Source organism: Paenimyroides ceti, from assembly GCF_030409925.1.
In genome coordinates this window covers 1-13,574 of the sequence record NZ_JAUFQU010000059.1, presented here as the reverse complement: position 1 = coordinate 13,574, position 13,574 = coordinate 1, and the positions used below count along the sequence as shown (strand labels likewise).

15 protein-coding genes and 1 pseudogene are annotated in these 13,574 nt (G+C 35.3%); 8 read left to right on the top strand and 8 right to left on the bottom strand.

Annotation, left to right across the window (positions count from 1 at the left end):
* Positions 1-434: dihydrodipicolinate synthase family protein (locus QW060_RS22965; protein WP_290365237.1), on the bottom strand; the 434-nt coding region annotated here is incomplete at its 3' end.
* 114 nt (positions 435-548) lie between these two features.
* Between QW060_RS22965 and QW060_RS22960 the strand changes: the two genes are divergently transcribed.
* From QW060_RS22960 to QW060_RS22950, 3 genes are read left to right on the top strand one after another with little or no spacing between them, the layout of a single operon-like run.
* Positions 549-974, top strand: coding sequence for a hypothetical protein (locus tag QW060_RS22960; RefSeq protein ID WP_290365236.1), 426 nt, complete (start codon positions 549-551; stop codon positions 972-974).
* Positions 974-1,342, top strand: a complete 369-nt coding sequence (locus QW060_RS22955; protein ID WP_290365235.1) for a 5'-nucleotidase C-terminal domain-containing protein — start codon at positions 974-976, stop codon at positions 1,340-1,342. Before QW060_RS22960 ends, QW060_RS22955 begins: the two co-directional genes overlap by 1 nt.
* Complete coding sequence (locus QW060_RS22950; protein WP_290364693.1) at positions 1,335-2,249, top strand: metallophosphoesterase; 915 nt, start codon at positions 1,335-1,337, stop codon at positions 2,247-2,249. The genes QW060_RS22955 and QW060_RS22950 overlap by 8 nt, the downstream gene beginning before the upstream one ends.
* A 71-nt stretch (positions 2,250-2,320) precedes the next feature.
* Here the strand turns inward: QW060_RS22950 and QW060_RS22945 are convergent, their stop codons facing one another.
* Entirely contained in the window at positions 2,321-2,647 is a 327-nt protein-coding gene (locus tag QW060_RS22945; protein WP_290362566.1) for a DMT family transporter, read from the bottom strand.
* A 144-nt stretch (positions 2,648-2,791) separates the two neighbouring features.
* On the opposite strand from QW060_RS22945, the gene asnS reads away from it, so the two are divergent.
* The 3 genes from asnS (at position 2,792) to QW060_RS22930 (ending at position 6,434) form a co-directional block, all read left to right on the top strand.
* Positions 2,792-4,228, top strand: coding sequence for an asparagine--tRNA ligase (asnS, locus tag QW060_RS22940; RefSeq protein ID WP_290362565.1), 1,437 nt, complete (start codon positions 2,792-2,794; stop codon positions 4,226-4,228).
* A 120-nt stretch (positions 4,229-4,348) separates the two neighbouring features.
* The gene (gene rpoN / locus QW060_RS22935; protein ID WP_290362564.1) at positions 4,349-5,809 is read left to right on the top strand and encodes an RNA polymerase factor sigma-54; all 1,461 of its coding nucleotides are present in this window, start codon (positions 4,349-4,351) and stop codon (positions 5,807-5,809) included.
* Positions 5,810-5,816: 7 nt separating this feature from the next.
* The gene (locus QW060_RS22930; protein WP_290362563.1) at positions 5,817-6,434 is read left to right on the top strand and encodes a hypothetical protein; all 618 of its coding nucleotides are present in this window, start codon (positions 5,817-5,819) and stop codon (positions 6,432-6,434) included.
* On the opposite strand, the gene QW060_RS22925 is transcribed toward QW060_RS22930, so the two are convergent.
* The 3 genes and pseudogenes from QW060_RS22925 to QW060_RS22915 all read right to left on the bottom strand — a co-directional run bounded on the left by QW060_RS22925 (position 6,429) and on the right by QW060_RS22915 (position 10,152).
* A complete protein-coding gene (locus QW060_RS22925) occupies positions 6,429-7,115 on the bottom strand; it encodes a porin family protein (RefSeq protein WP_290362562.1) in 687 nt (228 codons plus the stop codon). The two genes, QW060_RS22930 and QW060_RS22925, sit on opposite strands and share 6 nt — an antisense overlap.
* Positions 7,116-7,119: 4 nt before the next feature.
* Positions 7,120-8,388, bottom strand: coding sequence for a DUF3078 domain-containing protein (locus QW060_RS22920; protein WP_290362561.1), 1,269 nt, complete (start codon positions 8,386-8,388; stop codon positions 7,120-7,122).
* Positions 8,375-10,152 (bottom strand): annotated as a pseudogene (locus tag QW060_RS22915) (1-deoxy-D-xylulose-5-phosphate synthase). The gene QW060_RS22920 and the pseudogene QW060_RS22915 overlap by 14 nt, the downstream one beginning before the upstream one ends.
* 54 nt (positions 10,153-10,206) lie before the next feature.
* On the opposite strand from QW060_RS22915, the gene QW060_RS22910 reads away from it, so the two are divergent.
* A complete protein-coding gene (locus QW060_RS22910; RefSeq protein WP_290362559.1) occupies positions 10,207-10,647 on the top strand; it encodes a nucleoside deaminase in 441 nt (146 codons plus the stop codon).
* A 53-nt stretch (positions 10,648-10,700) separates the two neighbouring features.
* On the opposite strand, the gene QW060_RS22905 is transcribed toward QW060_RS22910, so the two are convergent.
* Both QW060_RS22905 and QW060_RS22900 read right to left on the bottom strand, forming a co-directional pair.
* Complete coding sequence (locus QW060_RS22905) at positions 10,701-11,279, bottom strand: porin family protein (RefSeq protein ID WP_290362558.1); 579 nt, start codon at positions 11,277-11,279, stop codon at positions 10,701-10,703.
* Between the two features lie 88 nt (positions 11,280-11,367).
* Entirely contained in the window at positions 11,368-11,664 is a 297-nt protein-coding gene (locus tag QW060_RS22900) for a phosphoribosylpyrophosphate synthetase (RefSeq protein ID WP_290365234.1), read from the bottom strand.
* Positions 11,665-11,758: 94 nt separating this feature from the next.
* On the opposite strand from QW060_RS22900, the gene QW060_RS22895 reads away from it, so the two are divergent.
* The gene (locus tag QW060_RS22895; RefSeq protein WP_290362556.1) at positions 11,759-12,307 is read left to right on the top strand and encodes a heavy-metal-associated domain-containing protein; all 549 of its coding nucleotides are present in this window, start codon (positions 11,759-11,761) and stop codon (positions 12,305-12,307) included.
* A 34-nt stretch (positions 12,308-12,341) separates the two neighbouring features.
* Here QW060_RS22895 and QW060_RS22890 read toward each other — a convergent pair.
* Positions 12,342-13,574: M3 family metallopeptidase (locus tag QW060_RS22890; protein WP_290365233.1), on the bottom strand; the 1,233-nt coding region annotated here is incomplete at its 5' end.

Genomic DNA, 13,574 nt, shown 5'->3' with positions numbered 1-13,574 from the left:
CATATGCTTGAAGTTCTGCCCGGAACATTATAAATTATAACCGGTAAAGGCGAATGCGCTGCAATCATTTTGAAGTGCTGATAAATTCCTTCCTGAGTTGGCTTGTTATAATAAGGAGAAACAGACAAAATTGCATCAAACCCCGATAAATCTTCAGTTTGTAGCTGATGTACTATTTCCATTGTATTATTACCACCTACTCCCAATACCAATGGCAATGTATTATTGTTTGCTTTTTTTACGGTACTTTTTACTAATTCTTTTTCTTCTTTGGTGAGAGTGGCTGCTTCAGCAGTGGTTCCCAATACAACCAAGTAATTTATTCCGCCTTCAATATTGAATTTTACAATTCTCTCGAGGGCTTCCACATCTACAGAAAAATCACTTTTAAAAGGAGTTACAAGTGCTACTCCGGTACCGATAAACTTTTGCATTGAATTTTATATTTAAATTTAGTTGAAGGTATTTTAACATCGTGATGCTTTACAATGAATAAAATCGTTGTAATTTTACCACTACACAAAGTTAAATAATTTAAGGAAGATTTAATGATACGATTTTCTAAAAAAAAGACTTCATTTATTAGTTTATTTTTATTCTTAATCTCAATAAATGCATTTTTCGCATGCAGCCCGCATCTGTATCGGAATACAGAAATAAAAGGCAAAAACATCTCTGTCTCCGACACCCTTGCTCCCGACCTTTCTATAGATAAGTTTGTAGCCCCTTATAAAAAACATATCGATGAAGATCTGAGCAAAGTCATTTCTCACAGTCCTATAACTATGGACAAATCAAAAGGAAAATGGGAAACCATCATCGGAAATCTATTTGCAGAAGCTACTGTAGAAATTGTAAATCCTGTGTTTCAGAAAAGATATCAAAAAAATATTGATGGCTGTATGCTTAACCACGGTGGCATCCGCTCTGTAATTTCTGAGGGAGATGTAACTACCGTGCTGCATTTGAAGTAATGCCTTTTGAAAACGAAGCAGTGGTACTTGAATTAAAAGGCGAACAAATCATAGAATTGGCAAACTATATGCTTGCTAATAAAAAGCCCCATCCGTTAGCAGGTATTTTCATTCATATTGATGCTAAAACGCAACAGCTGAAAAATGTATATATCAACGGCAAAATTGTTTCACCTGAAAAGACATACCTTATTGTTACTAACGATTATCTTGCACAAGGAGGTGACAGTATGGTATTTTTTACCAAAGCTGTACGCACCTATACTATGGATTACAAACTGCGCAATGTGCTTATTGAATATTTTAAAAAACATCCTGAACTCCCGGTTATTACAACCCAACATATAATTGAAGAAGGCAATGAATAGAAGAGATTTTTTACAGAAAACTGCCTCAGGAACTGCCTTTGTTGCCCTTGGAGGTTTATCCTTATCCAGTTTTACAGGAAATGATTTAAAGCGTTTAACCATTCTACATACCAACGACACCCACAGTCATATAGATCCTTTTCCTTCTGATCACGGAAAATATCCAAATCAGGGAGGCGTTGCCAAACGTAAAACTTTGATAGACAAAATCCGAAAGGAGAGTAAAAATGTTCTCTTGCTCGATGCCGGTGATATGTTTCAGGGAACCCCTTATTTTAATTATTTTGGTGGTGAACTGGAAATAAAACTGATGAATATGCTGCAATATGACGCTACTACCATCGGTAATCACGAATTTGATAATGGTGTAGGCGGACTGGCTTCCCAGGTTGTAAATGCTAATTTTGATATTCTGAACGCCAATTACGATTTTAAAAATACGGTAATGGACGGCTTAACAAAACCGTATCGGGTTTTTATCAAAGATGGTATCAGAATTGGTGTTTTTGGTCTTGGCGTAAAACTGGCAGGACTTGTCAATAAAAGAGAATATGGAGAAACTGTTTTTATCAATCCCGTTGAAGTTGCCCAGGATATGAGCCGTATTCTCAAAGAACAGGAAAAATGTGATTTGATCATCTGTCTTTCCCATTTAGGCTATAAATATGACATAGCGAGTGATAATGTGAGCGATTTGATGCTGGCTTCACAAACTAAAAATATTGACTTAATCATCGGAGGACATACCCATACGTTTCTCGACAAACCTACTATTGTAAAAAACAGTGAAGATAAGGATGTAATAATTAATCAGGTAGGCTGCTTTGGTCTTGTACTGGGACAAATAGATTTCTTCTTCGATACATCCAAAAACAGTTCTACACTTACTAAAAATATTATAGTGTAGTTGCTTTTTACGATTATAAAGCTAAAAAATCCACTTTTCAGTGGATTTTTTTATGACAAATAGTCTTAAAGTTAATTTGATACAAACTTTAATCCGACGATAGACGCAATCAATGTAAAAATAAAAAACAACCTCCAAAAATCTACGGGCTCTTTAAAAAACAATATTCCCATCAATACGGTTCCTACAGCACCAATTCCGGTCCAAACTGCATAGGCAGTTCCCAAAGGTAAGGTTTGAGTAGCTTTCATCAATAAAGCCATACTGACAATAAGGCTTATTAAAAATCCCAGAAACCATAAATAGGAAGTTGTTCCTGCAGTTTCTCTGAATTTTCCAAGACAGGTCGTAAATCCGATCTCAAAAAGTCCGGCTATAATCAATAATATCCAATTCATTTTCATTTTTATTTTGTGCAAAGATACTCATAAAACCAAGGTTTATCTGGTAGAAAAATAATCTTTTACAATCATCCTATAATTCATTATCTTTGCGGGTATTTTAAAAATACGTTATTTTTCAAAATTATAATATACACGGAAATGAGACACACCAAAGTAATTGATCTTTTAAATGGATCGAGTCTTTTACAAGAAATTACCGCAAAAGGTTGGGTAAAAACGTTTAGAAACAATCAATTTATTGCATTGAATGACGGTTCTACTATACATAATATACAATGTGTTGTTGATTTTGAAAATTTCCCGGCAGAATTATTAAAGAAAGTTACTACCGGAGCAGCAATAGCGGTAAAAGGTACTTTGATTGAAAGCCAGGGAGCAGGTCAGAAATTCGAAATTCAGGTAAAATCCTTAGAAATATTAGGAGAATCAGATCCTGAAAAATTCCCAATCCAGCCTAAAAAACACTCCTTGGAATTTCTCCGCGAAAATGCACATTTAAGAGTAAGAACGAATGTATTCGGAGCTATTATGCGTGTGAGAAGCGTATTGTCTTATGCGGTACATAAATATTTTCAGGAAAGTGGATTTGTATATGTAAATACGCCTATTATTACCGGATCAGATGCTGAAGGTGCCGGAGAAATGTTTCAGGTAACATCGCTTTCTCTTGATGGTAATGCTCCGAAAAATGAAGATGGCACCATTAACTATAAAGAAGATTTCTTCGGAAAACATACGAATTTGACTGTTTCCGGGCAATTAGAAGCTGAAACGTATGCGATGGCTTTAGGTCAGGTATATACGTTTGGTCCTACTTTCCGTGCAGAAAACTCAAATACATCTCGCCATTTAGCTGAATTCTGGATGATTGAGCCCGAAGTAGCTTTTAATGATCTCGATGCAAATATGGATCTTGCAGAAGATTTTATCAAGTCAATCATTCGTCATGTCATGGAAAAATGTGAAGATGATTTAAAGTTTTTGGAACAACGACTGAAAGACGAAGAAAAAAGCAAACCACAGGCAGAACGCAGTGAAATGAGTTTAATTGAGAAATTACAATTCGTTTTAGAAAACAACTTTAAACGCGTTTCTTATACAGAAGCAATTGATATATTAAAAGCTTCCAAACCAAATAAAAATAAAAAATTCCAATATATCATTGAAGAATGGGGAGCTGATTTACAAAGTGAACATGAGCGTTTTCTTGTAGAGAAACACTTCAAATGCCCTGTTATCTTATTTGATTATCCGGCAAACATAAAAGCGTTCTATATGCGCTTGAATGAAGATGGAAAGACAGTTCGTGCCATGGACATTTTATTCCCGGGTATCGGAGAGATTGTCGGCGGCTCTCAGAGAGAAGAGCGCTACGATGTATTGGTAGAAAAAATGAAAGCGCTGGATATTTCTGAAGAGGAATTGTGGTGGTATCTTGATACCCGCAGATTTGGTTCTGCAGTACACTCCGGTTTTGGTTTAGGTTTTGAAAGAATGGTACTCTTTGTAACGGGTATGACCAACATCCGTGATGTAATACCATTCCCAAGAACACCGCAAAACGCAGAATTTTAATTTACAATTCGTTAATCCTATAATAATAGTTTAACTTATCAACGTTTTTTCATAAATTTGATGAAACAGATATAGGTTAAACTATTTTTTGTACACCAACTTAGCAGCATTATTCAATATATGTTAAAACAAAACTTACAATTAAAGTTATCTCAAAAACTATCGCCTCAGCAAATACAATTGATGAAGCTGATACAATTGCCCACGCTGGCTTTTGAACAACGATTAAAAGAAGAACTGGTAGAGAATCCGGCTCTTGAATCGGGTAAAGAAGACAATGTGGAAGCAGATGAATTTGGGGAGCAGGATGATTTCGATGACTATGACAATGAACGGATTGATACTGATGAAATCAATATTGACGAGTATTTGAGTGATGACGAAACCCCTGACTATAAATTACAAACCAATAACTATAGCGATGATGATGATGATAAATTCAGCCCTATAGTAGCTCAGATAAGCTTCCATCAGGATTTAATCAATCAGCTGAATACTTTTATGCTGAATGATGAAGATCGTGTAATTGCAGAGTTTTTAGTCGGGAGTATAGATGATATGGGATACATCCGACGAAGCATTCAGGATATAGTAGATGATATGGCCTTTACTCAGGGGATTTATACGGATGAAGAAAAGGTTACCGATATCCTTCTGAATATTATCCACGAACTGGAGCCTTCCGGGGTTGGTGCAAGAGATTTACAGGAGTGTCTTTTACTGCAGTTACGTCATAAAACACCAAGTGATGCTGTAGAATTGGCAACGGATATTATTGAGAACCAATTTGATGCTTTTACAAAAAAACATTATGAAAAATTATTACAGAAATATGGTGTAAGTCAGGATCAGCTTAGAAAAGCCATTGACGAGATTGAAAAGTTAAACCCTAAACCGGGTGGCGCTTTTGCAGGAAATTCAAAGGCTGTTGAGCATGTGATTCCTGATTTTACGATAAAAATAAATGATGGTGAGCTTGAATTGTCTTTAAACGGAAGAAATGCACCTGAATTGCACGTATCAAAAGATTATCAGGAAATGCTTGAAACGTATAAGGCATCTGCAGATAAATCAAATGCACAAAAAGATGCAGTACAATTTATCAAGCAAAAACTCGATGGTGCAAAGTGGTTTATCGATGCTATCAAACAACGGCAGGAAACACTATTTGTAACCATGAGTGCAATTATACAATATCAGCAGGAATATTTTCTTGACGGAGATGAAACGAAACTAAAACCAATGATTCTGAAAGATATTGCTGATATGGTGGGCTTAGACATCTCTACTATTTCCAGAGTAGCCAATAGTAAATATGTAGAAACACCATACGGTACAAAACTTATTAAGGAGTTCTTCTCTGAAGCAATGATTAATGATCAGGGAGAAGAAGTCTCTACTATCGAAATTAAAAAAATATTACAGAACATCATTGCTGATGAAGATAAACAAAAACCTTATCCGGATGATCGTCTCGCAGAATTATTAAAAGAAAAAGGGTATCCTATTGCCCGAAGAACTGTTGCAAAATATCGTGAACAACTTGATATACCCGTAGCAAGAATGCGTAAAAAAATATAACCGCCTTTTGAGAAAATTTTTAGGCATATTTTCCTATATATTTCATCCTGTATTTATCCCGCTGATAGCTACAGGATGTTTTTATTATCTGTCTCAAAACTTTTATAATACAACCGAAATTTACGTCACTGTTATACAGGTTGCTATTATGACCTTTCTATTACCAGTCATCCTCTTTTTATTTCTTAAATCGTTTAAGATGCTTACATCTTCTATCATGGTAAAAGATACAGGTGAAAGAAAGGCTCCGGTTTTTTTGAATATTGTATTGATGTATATTCTGGTTTTTCAGATATTATTCCTGAACAGGAGTAACGAACTCAAGCTTTTTCTCACTGCTTACGCAGTTTCGTACAGTATTGTTTTTCTAAGTCTCTTTTTTAAAAAGAAGTATAGTTTACACATGCTTAGTTTCAGTGCCTTTGTTATGTTTATGATGCATACAGCACAGAGTTATTATCTTCCCTTTATATTTCCACTATGCATTTTAATTCTTTTGCTTGGCCTATTAGCATCCTCAAGATTAGCTCTTCAGGCACATACTACCCGTGAAATTCTTATCGGTTGCCTGATAGGAATTATTCCTCAGTTAGTATTCCACACTTTTTCTATATCGTTTTTATAAAATATAAAAGGCAAGACCTACATTAAAATAATTGAGTCCTTTGTTGTTAGGTATGATATTTTGTTTGAAAACAGGTTGAAAGCCATAATACGCATAGAGATTCCATGTATTAAATCCTGCTGAAATATACATACCAATCATTGATTTATTCAGATCAGGATTATTCTTATAAGTAAAATTACCATGTTTTCCTTCATAAATTGATTTGCTGCTCAACAGATAACTATATTTAATTCCGGCATACACTCTCCAGAATTTATGAGATTCCATTGTAGAGTTTCTCCATCGGAATTCTAAAGGAATTTCCAGATACCAAAAATGCTGATTGTTTTTTTCATAATCAGAGTTCACCTCATAAGGAACGATATCCGAATTGATGGTCAGGAGATTATGACGAAGGTTATGATAAGCCAAACCAAGTCCTGGTGCAATAGCAATCCTTCGGGCTTTGTTTAAAGGAATATCTCTTAAGAAACCAAAAGTCACACCTGGAGACAATGAGTTTTGCTTAAATCCGTGTGGTTTATTTTGTAAAATACTATGCGTGATGGTCACGTACATCTGATCTTCTCGATAGTACGGATCGTCAATAGAAATGGTTCTTTCAACTTTTCCGATGGTATCATTCGACTGACTGAAAGCCGCCATACTGCACAAACAAAAAAATACTATTTTCTTCATAATCTTAGAATGCAAACATCAACCCTACTCCTAATAACTGCTTGAACTGTACACGAGGCCCTTCAGTTATCTGAACGCCTCCAACATCTCTTTTATTCTTTATGTCATCATCATATATCAAATACGCTCCCACAGTTGCTTTTATATAATTATTTACTGACATCTCTAATTGAATCTGCCAATCGATATCTATATTTCCAAAGTTATTCAAATAGTCTGTATAAATATTTATTTTATGATCAAGAACTACATTTTTGATTAATTGTTTTCGGTACTGATTGGTAATTAAAAAACCTAATTCATGCCGTGCACGTTTTCCTGCTTTCAACAGGTTTCCGTCCTCGTCAAAAGTTCCTCCGTTAAGTCCAAATTCTCCCAAATTTGCCAATCGGCTGTCAGCAACAACTGTTGCTTTCCATGTAGCAGGTGAAATATATACTTTGAGCCCGTTATCGGGAATTGAGAATTCCGCACCAATACCGGTGAATATATAAGCCGGTGCAAAAGCTCTCGAAATAGGTTTCTCTATATTCGGATAGGAAAAACCATCAGCCATCTGAGTATTCAATGTGAATTTTCCTGTATAATACCAATTCGATTTCACAGAAGTTTTATAACCAAATGTAGAGTTTACAGACAGTACATCATCGGTTTTTCTGACCTCTTGTCCTTCCTGACTGTTCAATCCGTATCGTAGTTTTAATTCACTTACCCATACCAGACGTCCTTTTTCATATTTGCGGTAAAAATCACCTTTCGCTATTCCGGATACCGAATTGAAACCTCCGGCATTCCAGTTTGAAAATGTTCCTTGGTTTACATCAATTCCAATAGCATTTTTTTTAGTCCAGAAACTTTGTTTGGTTTTTTCTGATGATATTTCATCAAAAGGAATCTGATAATTGGCTATGGGCTTGTTATTGTAAATTAATGGTATGTTTTCAGAAACTAAAAAATAGCTGATATCCCGATTTTTATTTCTGCGACTGACTTCAAAAGTAGACAAGGTTACCTTTTGCAGCGTACTGTTAGTGGTTTTTACAAGAATAGAATCCTGTAAAATAATTTTCTGCTCCACTAATACAGGAGGTAAATAAACGGTATCATTTACAATTCTGAGACTGTCCAGTATACTAAATTCTTTTCTATAAAACGTTTCTACATCTGCCGCCCTTTTTCTTATGATGCTGTCATTTTCTTTCACAATTTGAGAAAATGCATTTGCGCTGAAAAAGGCTGGTAAAATGTATAAAATATATTTAATAAATTTCATTATCTGTAAATTGTGAAAAATATTTTTTTAAACTTAATATGTCCAAACCACATTCTTCCATTTGTTCCTGAACCGTTGCATGTTCAATAAATTGGTCTTTTACTCCTATATTTTTAACCCTTATATCTGGGAAATTTTGTGCTGTGTATTGTGCTATTAAACTTCCAAAACCTCCATTTACAGTTCCTTCTTCCACGGTAATAACGTTATCATAATTTACTAAAATTTCCTGTAAAAATGCTTCGTTTAGTGGTTTTATTTGAACAAAATGATAATATGATAACTGATGATTATCTATTAAGTTGAGAGCATCAACAACATTTTTATAAATGGTTCCGGTACTTAGTATTACTGTTCTGGTACCCAGAAAAACCGGCTCAACTTCATTGAAGTTAATTTCCTCAAAGGGCTGTTTCCAGTCTTTTATATAACATCTGCCTCTTGGATATCTTATTGCAACCGGTTTATCATTATGCAACTGAAGCGTATAAAGACTGTTTCTCAGTTCCAGTACATTTTTCGGAGCCAGTATCTGTATATTGGGAATGGCGTTTAAATATGCAATATCATATACCCCTTGATGGGTCGCTCCATCTTCTCCAACGAGTCCTGCACGATCTACACAAAAAATCACCGGCAGATTCTGAAGGGCAATATCATGAACTACCTGATCATATGCGCGTTGTAAAAAAGTGGAATATATAGCACAAAAAACGGTAAAACCTTCTGTCGCCATACCACCTGCCAATGTTACCGCATGCTGTTCTGCTATACCCACATCTATTCCTCTTTCGGAAATTTTTCCATCAGATAACGCAATGAACTTCCGGTAGGCATGGCAGGCGTAATCCCGATTATTTTTTTGTTTTGCTCTGCCAGTTCTACTAATGTCCATCCGAATACATCCTGAAATTTAGGAAATAAGTTTTCCTGCGGCGGATATAATTCACCGGTATCCTTATCAAATTTGCCCGGTGCATGATACGTAATCTGATTTTCTTCTGCCTGTTTAAGTCCTTTGCCTTTCGTGGTAATAATGTGCAGAAACTGAGGTGTTTTTTTATCTTTAAGTTTTTGGAATTCAGCAATAAGTTTCGGCAAATCATGCCCGTCTACAGGTCCCGTATAATCAAAATTTAATGATTTAATCATGTTATTTGATTTAGGGTTCTTCCCCATCTTCACATTGGTCAGATAGCTTTTTAAAGCGCCTACACTTGGATCTATTCCGATAGCATTATCATTGAGGATGATCAACAGATTGGAATTGGTCACTCCCGCATGATTCAATCCTTCAAAAGCCATTCCTGAAGCAATGGAAGCATCTCCTACTACCGCTATATTTTTACGGTCTGTATCTCCATTTAAACCGGCAGCTATTGCCATACCTAAAACAGCTGAAATGGCTGTAGATGAATGCCCTGTTCCAAACGCATCATAAATACTCTCTGATCTTTTCGGAAAACCGCTGATTCCGTTTTTCTGACGGTTGGTAGTAAACAAATCTTTTCTGCCTGTAAGAATCTTATGTCCGTATGCCTGATGACCCACATCCCAAACCAGTTTATCATGTGGAGTATCAAACACATAATGCAATGCAATTGTAAGCTCTACAACCCCAAGACTTGCTCCTAAGTGTCCTTCTTTTGTAGCAACAGCGTCAATAATAAAATGTCTCATTTCTCTGGCCAGTTGTTCTAACTGAGCCAAAGTCATATTTTTTATATCTGACGGGCTTTGTATTTGCGACAAAATAGTTTGCATATCACTTAAATTAACTGCAAATTTACAATATTTAGTTTTATATCTATTTTTAATATGTACGAGATTTTTTCGGATGAATATTTTATGCAGATAGCACTTAATGAAGCCAGAAATGCTTTTGATCGTGATGAAATCCCTATTGGAGCTGTTGTGGTTGCCAATAATCGTATTCTCGCAAAATCTTACAATCTTACGGAAGCACTGATTGATGTAACTGCTCATGCAGAAATGCAGGCCATTTCAGCCGCTTCTGATGCAATTGGTGGCAAATATCTAAAAAATTGTACGATGTATATTACTGTAGAACCCTGCCAGATGTGTGCAGGAGCTCTGTATTGGAGTCAGATTTCAAGAATTGTATATGGAGCAAGTGATAATAAAAGAGGATTTACTCAAATGGGGGGGAAAATACATCCGAAAACAGAAATTGTATCCGGCGTTTTAGAAAAAGAATGCAGTGATCTGATGAAATTGTTTTTTGAAAATAAAAGATAAAAAAAGACTTCTATGTAATATAGAAGTCTTTTGTTTATACATTTTACAAAATATTAGAATCTGTAACCTACTGAAACCTGAATAACTCCATTCTTTCCATCCGGTTTTACATTTCCTACTTCTTCAGCCACTTTAGTTAAACCAAAATTGTAACGTGCACCAAATAAGATTCCGTTTTCAAGTTGATATTCTGCTCCTACAGCAATTCCTATATCAACCGATTTAAATCCATCTTTTGCATCAAGTGAAACATCTCCCGTTTCTGCTTCTGATTTTGCTAAAAATCCAATTTGTGGACCTAATACAATACCTAAATTTTCAACTGCATAGTATTTTGCTAAAATAGGCACATTTACATAATCTAAAGAGAGCGTATAATCCTGTCCAAGGATTTTACCTTTTTGTCCCTGTGTTGAATACAATACCTCCGGTTGAAGAGAAAACTGATCAGAAAGTGGAATTTCTACAAAACCACCTACATGAAAACCTGTTTTCATTTTTGCATTGTCAACATCAGAACCCGGTAAGTTAGCGAAGTTAACCCCTCCTTTAACACCAAATTGTACATCCTGAGCATTAGCTGCTAATGAAACAGCTAAAATAGCTCCAACTGATAATAAAATTTTTTTCATAATTACTTTCTTTTTATTTGATATTCTATAAAATGATATAGTTTATTTTTTATTAGCAAATTCTATTCCCTTTTTTGTAATCGCTGCACTAATTTGAAGAACGGTAACCGAAATCGGCTCCGTAAGCATTAATTACCAATCCTTTAATACCTAATTTTGGAGATGATATGGCATAGACTATACTTTCGTCTCCGGGATCAGTCATTCCCTCAAAACGATAGAATTCATCAATATAGAACTCTTGCGGGGATAATTCCAGCGTACCCTGCTCACATAAAAAACAATCTTTTTCTTCATGAACTAAAAAGTCGGTTGTATAGCCCCTTTTTATTAAATCGTTAACTGCTTCGCTTAAAGTATCATACTGATAATTATTATTTTCCATACTACATTGTTTTAATCTAATATTATGATTTGTTGTATTTAAAGATACATTTTTTTTATTAATTTTGGCTTGAATATAAGAGAAATCAACTGTCATGAAAATAAAAAAAACAGCAGTCTTACTTTTTGCAGCAGGACTTATTTTTGCAGGATGTAAACAATCATCTAATAAACAGGAAGAGAATGGTATACCTAATGATACAGTTACACTTCCAAATGAAACAGCTTCTACAGAAAAAGTATCCGGAAGCATGGAAAAAGCTACTTTTCAAATTGAGGGTATGAGTTGTGCCGTAGGTTGTGCCAGTGTTATTCAGGGAAAACTTGCAAAATTGGATGGTGTTAAATCAGCAACAGTAGATTTTGAATCTAAAACAGCTACTGTTGAGTTTGATAATGCCAAGCAAACTACTACAACCATCCAGACTACGGTAGAAAAAATTGCCAATGGTGCGTATAAGGTAGAAAATATGTCTTCTTCTAAAGAAACGGCAATGCTTTATCAGGAACCGAAAAAAGAAGAGAAAAAAGCCTGTTGTTCAAAAGGAGCTAAATCTTGTTCTTCTAAAGAAAAAACAACCGAAGGAAAAGAAAAAGAAAAAGCTTCAAAGGATAAAGAAAAGAAAGCAACTAAAAATGCTTAAAACTAAAAAAGGTTGCTCGGCAACCTTTTTTTTATTATTTTAATCCTCTCTTGATCAGAAGAGGTTCTATTTTAGGATCAGCTCCTCTAAAGTTTTTGTATAAAACCTGTGGATCTTCTGTACCTCCTTTTTGTAAAATATTCATTCTGAAGGACTGTGCAACTTCAGGATTGAATAGTGAAGTAGATTTAAAAGCTTCAAAAGCATCTGAATCTAAAACTTCTGACCAGATATAACTGTAGTACCCTGCCGAGTAACCACCTGAAAAAATATGGCTGAAGTAAGTACTTCTGTATCTCGGGATAATGGCATCAATCATTCCTACATTTTTCATCGTATTTACTTCAAAACTATTGATGTCTTCTGTTATCGGCTTTTCAATAGTATGATATTTCATGTCTAAAAGTGAAGCTGCCAAATATTCTGTAGTAGCAAATCCCTGATCAAAAGTTCCCGCTTTCTTCATTTTTTGAATTAAGGCATCCGGAATTACTTCTCCTGTCTGGTAATGTTTGGCAAATAATTTTAATACTTCTGGTTCTGCTGCCCAGTTTTCCATAATCTGAGAAGGTAATTCCACAAAATCCCGGGGAACATTGGTTCCTGCCAGACTCTGATAATGTACATTGGACAGTAATCCATGCAAGGCATGCCCAAACTCATGAAAATACGTAGATACCTCATCAAAAGTTAATAATGCAGGTGCATTGGCAGTTGGCTTGCTAAAATTGCACACAATGGAAATTACAGGCGATTTACGTTTATTATTCTCAAAGCTTTGCTCCCGGTAAGATGTCATCCATGCTCCTCCTCTTTTAGAAGCTCTCGGATACATATCCATATACAAAATTCCTAAATGGGTACCATCTTTTTCCAAAACTTCCCAAACTGTTACATCTTCATGATACTTCGGAACATCTTTCAGCTCTTTATATTGAAGACCATATAAACGCGCCGTAACATCAAAAATTCCATCTCTGACTTTGTCAATACTAAAATAAGGCTTAAGCTCCTGTTCGTCTAAGTTATAACGCTCTTTTCGAATTTTTTCAGCATAAAAACGCCAATCAGCCGGCGTTACATCTTCATCGATACCATCGCGCTTCATCATATCATAGATATCAGCAGCTTCAGCTTTTGCTTTTGCCAATGCTGGAATCCAGAGTTGATTCAAAAGCTTGTTTACCGTTTCGGGATTTTTGGCCATACTTTCTTCCAATACATAAGCCGCATGGTTTTTATATCCGAGAAGTTGTGCTTTTTGCAT

Bases quoted from the DNA above. Each gene is read 5' to 3' on its own strand.
- QW060_RS22960 (WP_290365236.1), top strand. From the start codon at position 549: ATGATACGATTTTCTAAAAAAAAGACTTCATTTATTAGTTTATTTTTA.
- QW060_RS22955 (WP_290365235.1), top strand. From the start codon at position 974: ATGCCTTTTGAAAACGAAGCAGTGGTACTTGAATTAAAAGGCGAACAA.
- QW060_RS22950 (WP_290364693.1), top strand. From the start codon at position 1,335: ATGAATAGAAGAGATTTTTTACAGAAAACTGCCTCAGGAACTGCCTTT.
- QW060_RS22945 (WP_290362566.1), bottom strand. From the start codon at position 2,647: ATGAATTGGATATTATTGATTATAGCCGGACTTTTTGAGATCGGATTT.
- asnS (WP_290362565.1), top strand. From the start codon at position 2,792: ATGAGACACACCAAAGTAATTGATCTTTTAAATGGATCGAGTCTTTTA.
- rpoN (WP_290362564.1), top strand. From the start codon at position 4,349: ATGTTAAAACAAAACTTACAATTAAAGTTATCTCAAAAACTATCGCCT.
- QW060_RS22925 (WP_290362562.1), bottom strand. From the start codon at position 7,115: ATGAAGAAAATAGTATTTTTTTGTTTGTGCAGTATGGCGGCTTTCAGT.
- QW060_RS22920 (WP_290362561.1), bottom strand. From the start codon at position 8,388: ATGAAATTTATTAAATATATTTTATACATTTTACCAGCCTTTTTCAGC.
- QW060_RS22910 (WP_290362559.1), top strand. From the start codon at position 10,207: ATGTACGAGATTTTTTCGGATGAATATTTTATGCAGATAGCACTTAAT.
- QW060_RS22905 (WP_290362558.1), bottom strand. From the start codon at position 11,279: ATGAAAAAAATTTTATTATCAGTTGGAGCTATTTTAGCTGTTTCATTA.
- QW060_RS22900 (WP_290365234.1), bottom strand. From the start codon at position 11,664: ATGGAAAATAATAATTATCAGTATGATACTTTAAGCGAAGCAGTTAAC.
- QW060_RS22895 (WP_290362556.1), top strand. From the start codon at position 11,759: ATGAAAATAAAAAAAACAGCAGTCTTACTTTTTGCAGCAGGACTTATT.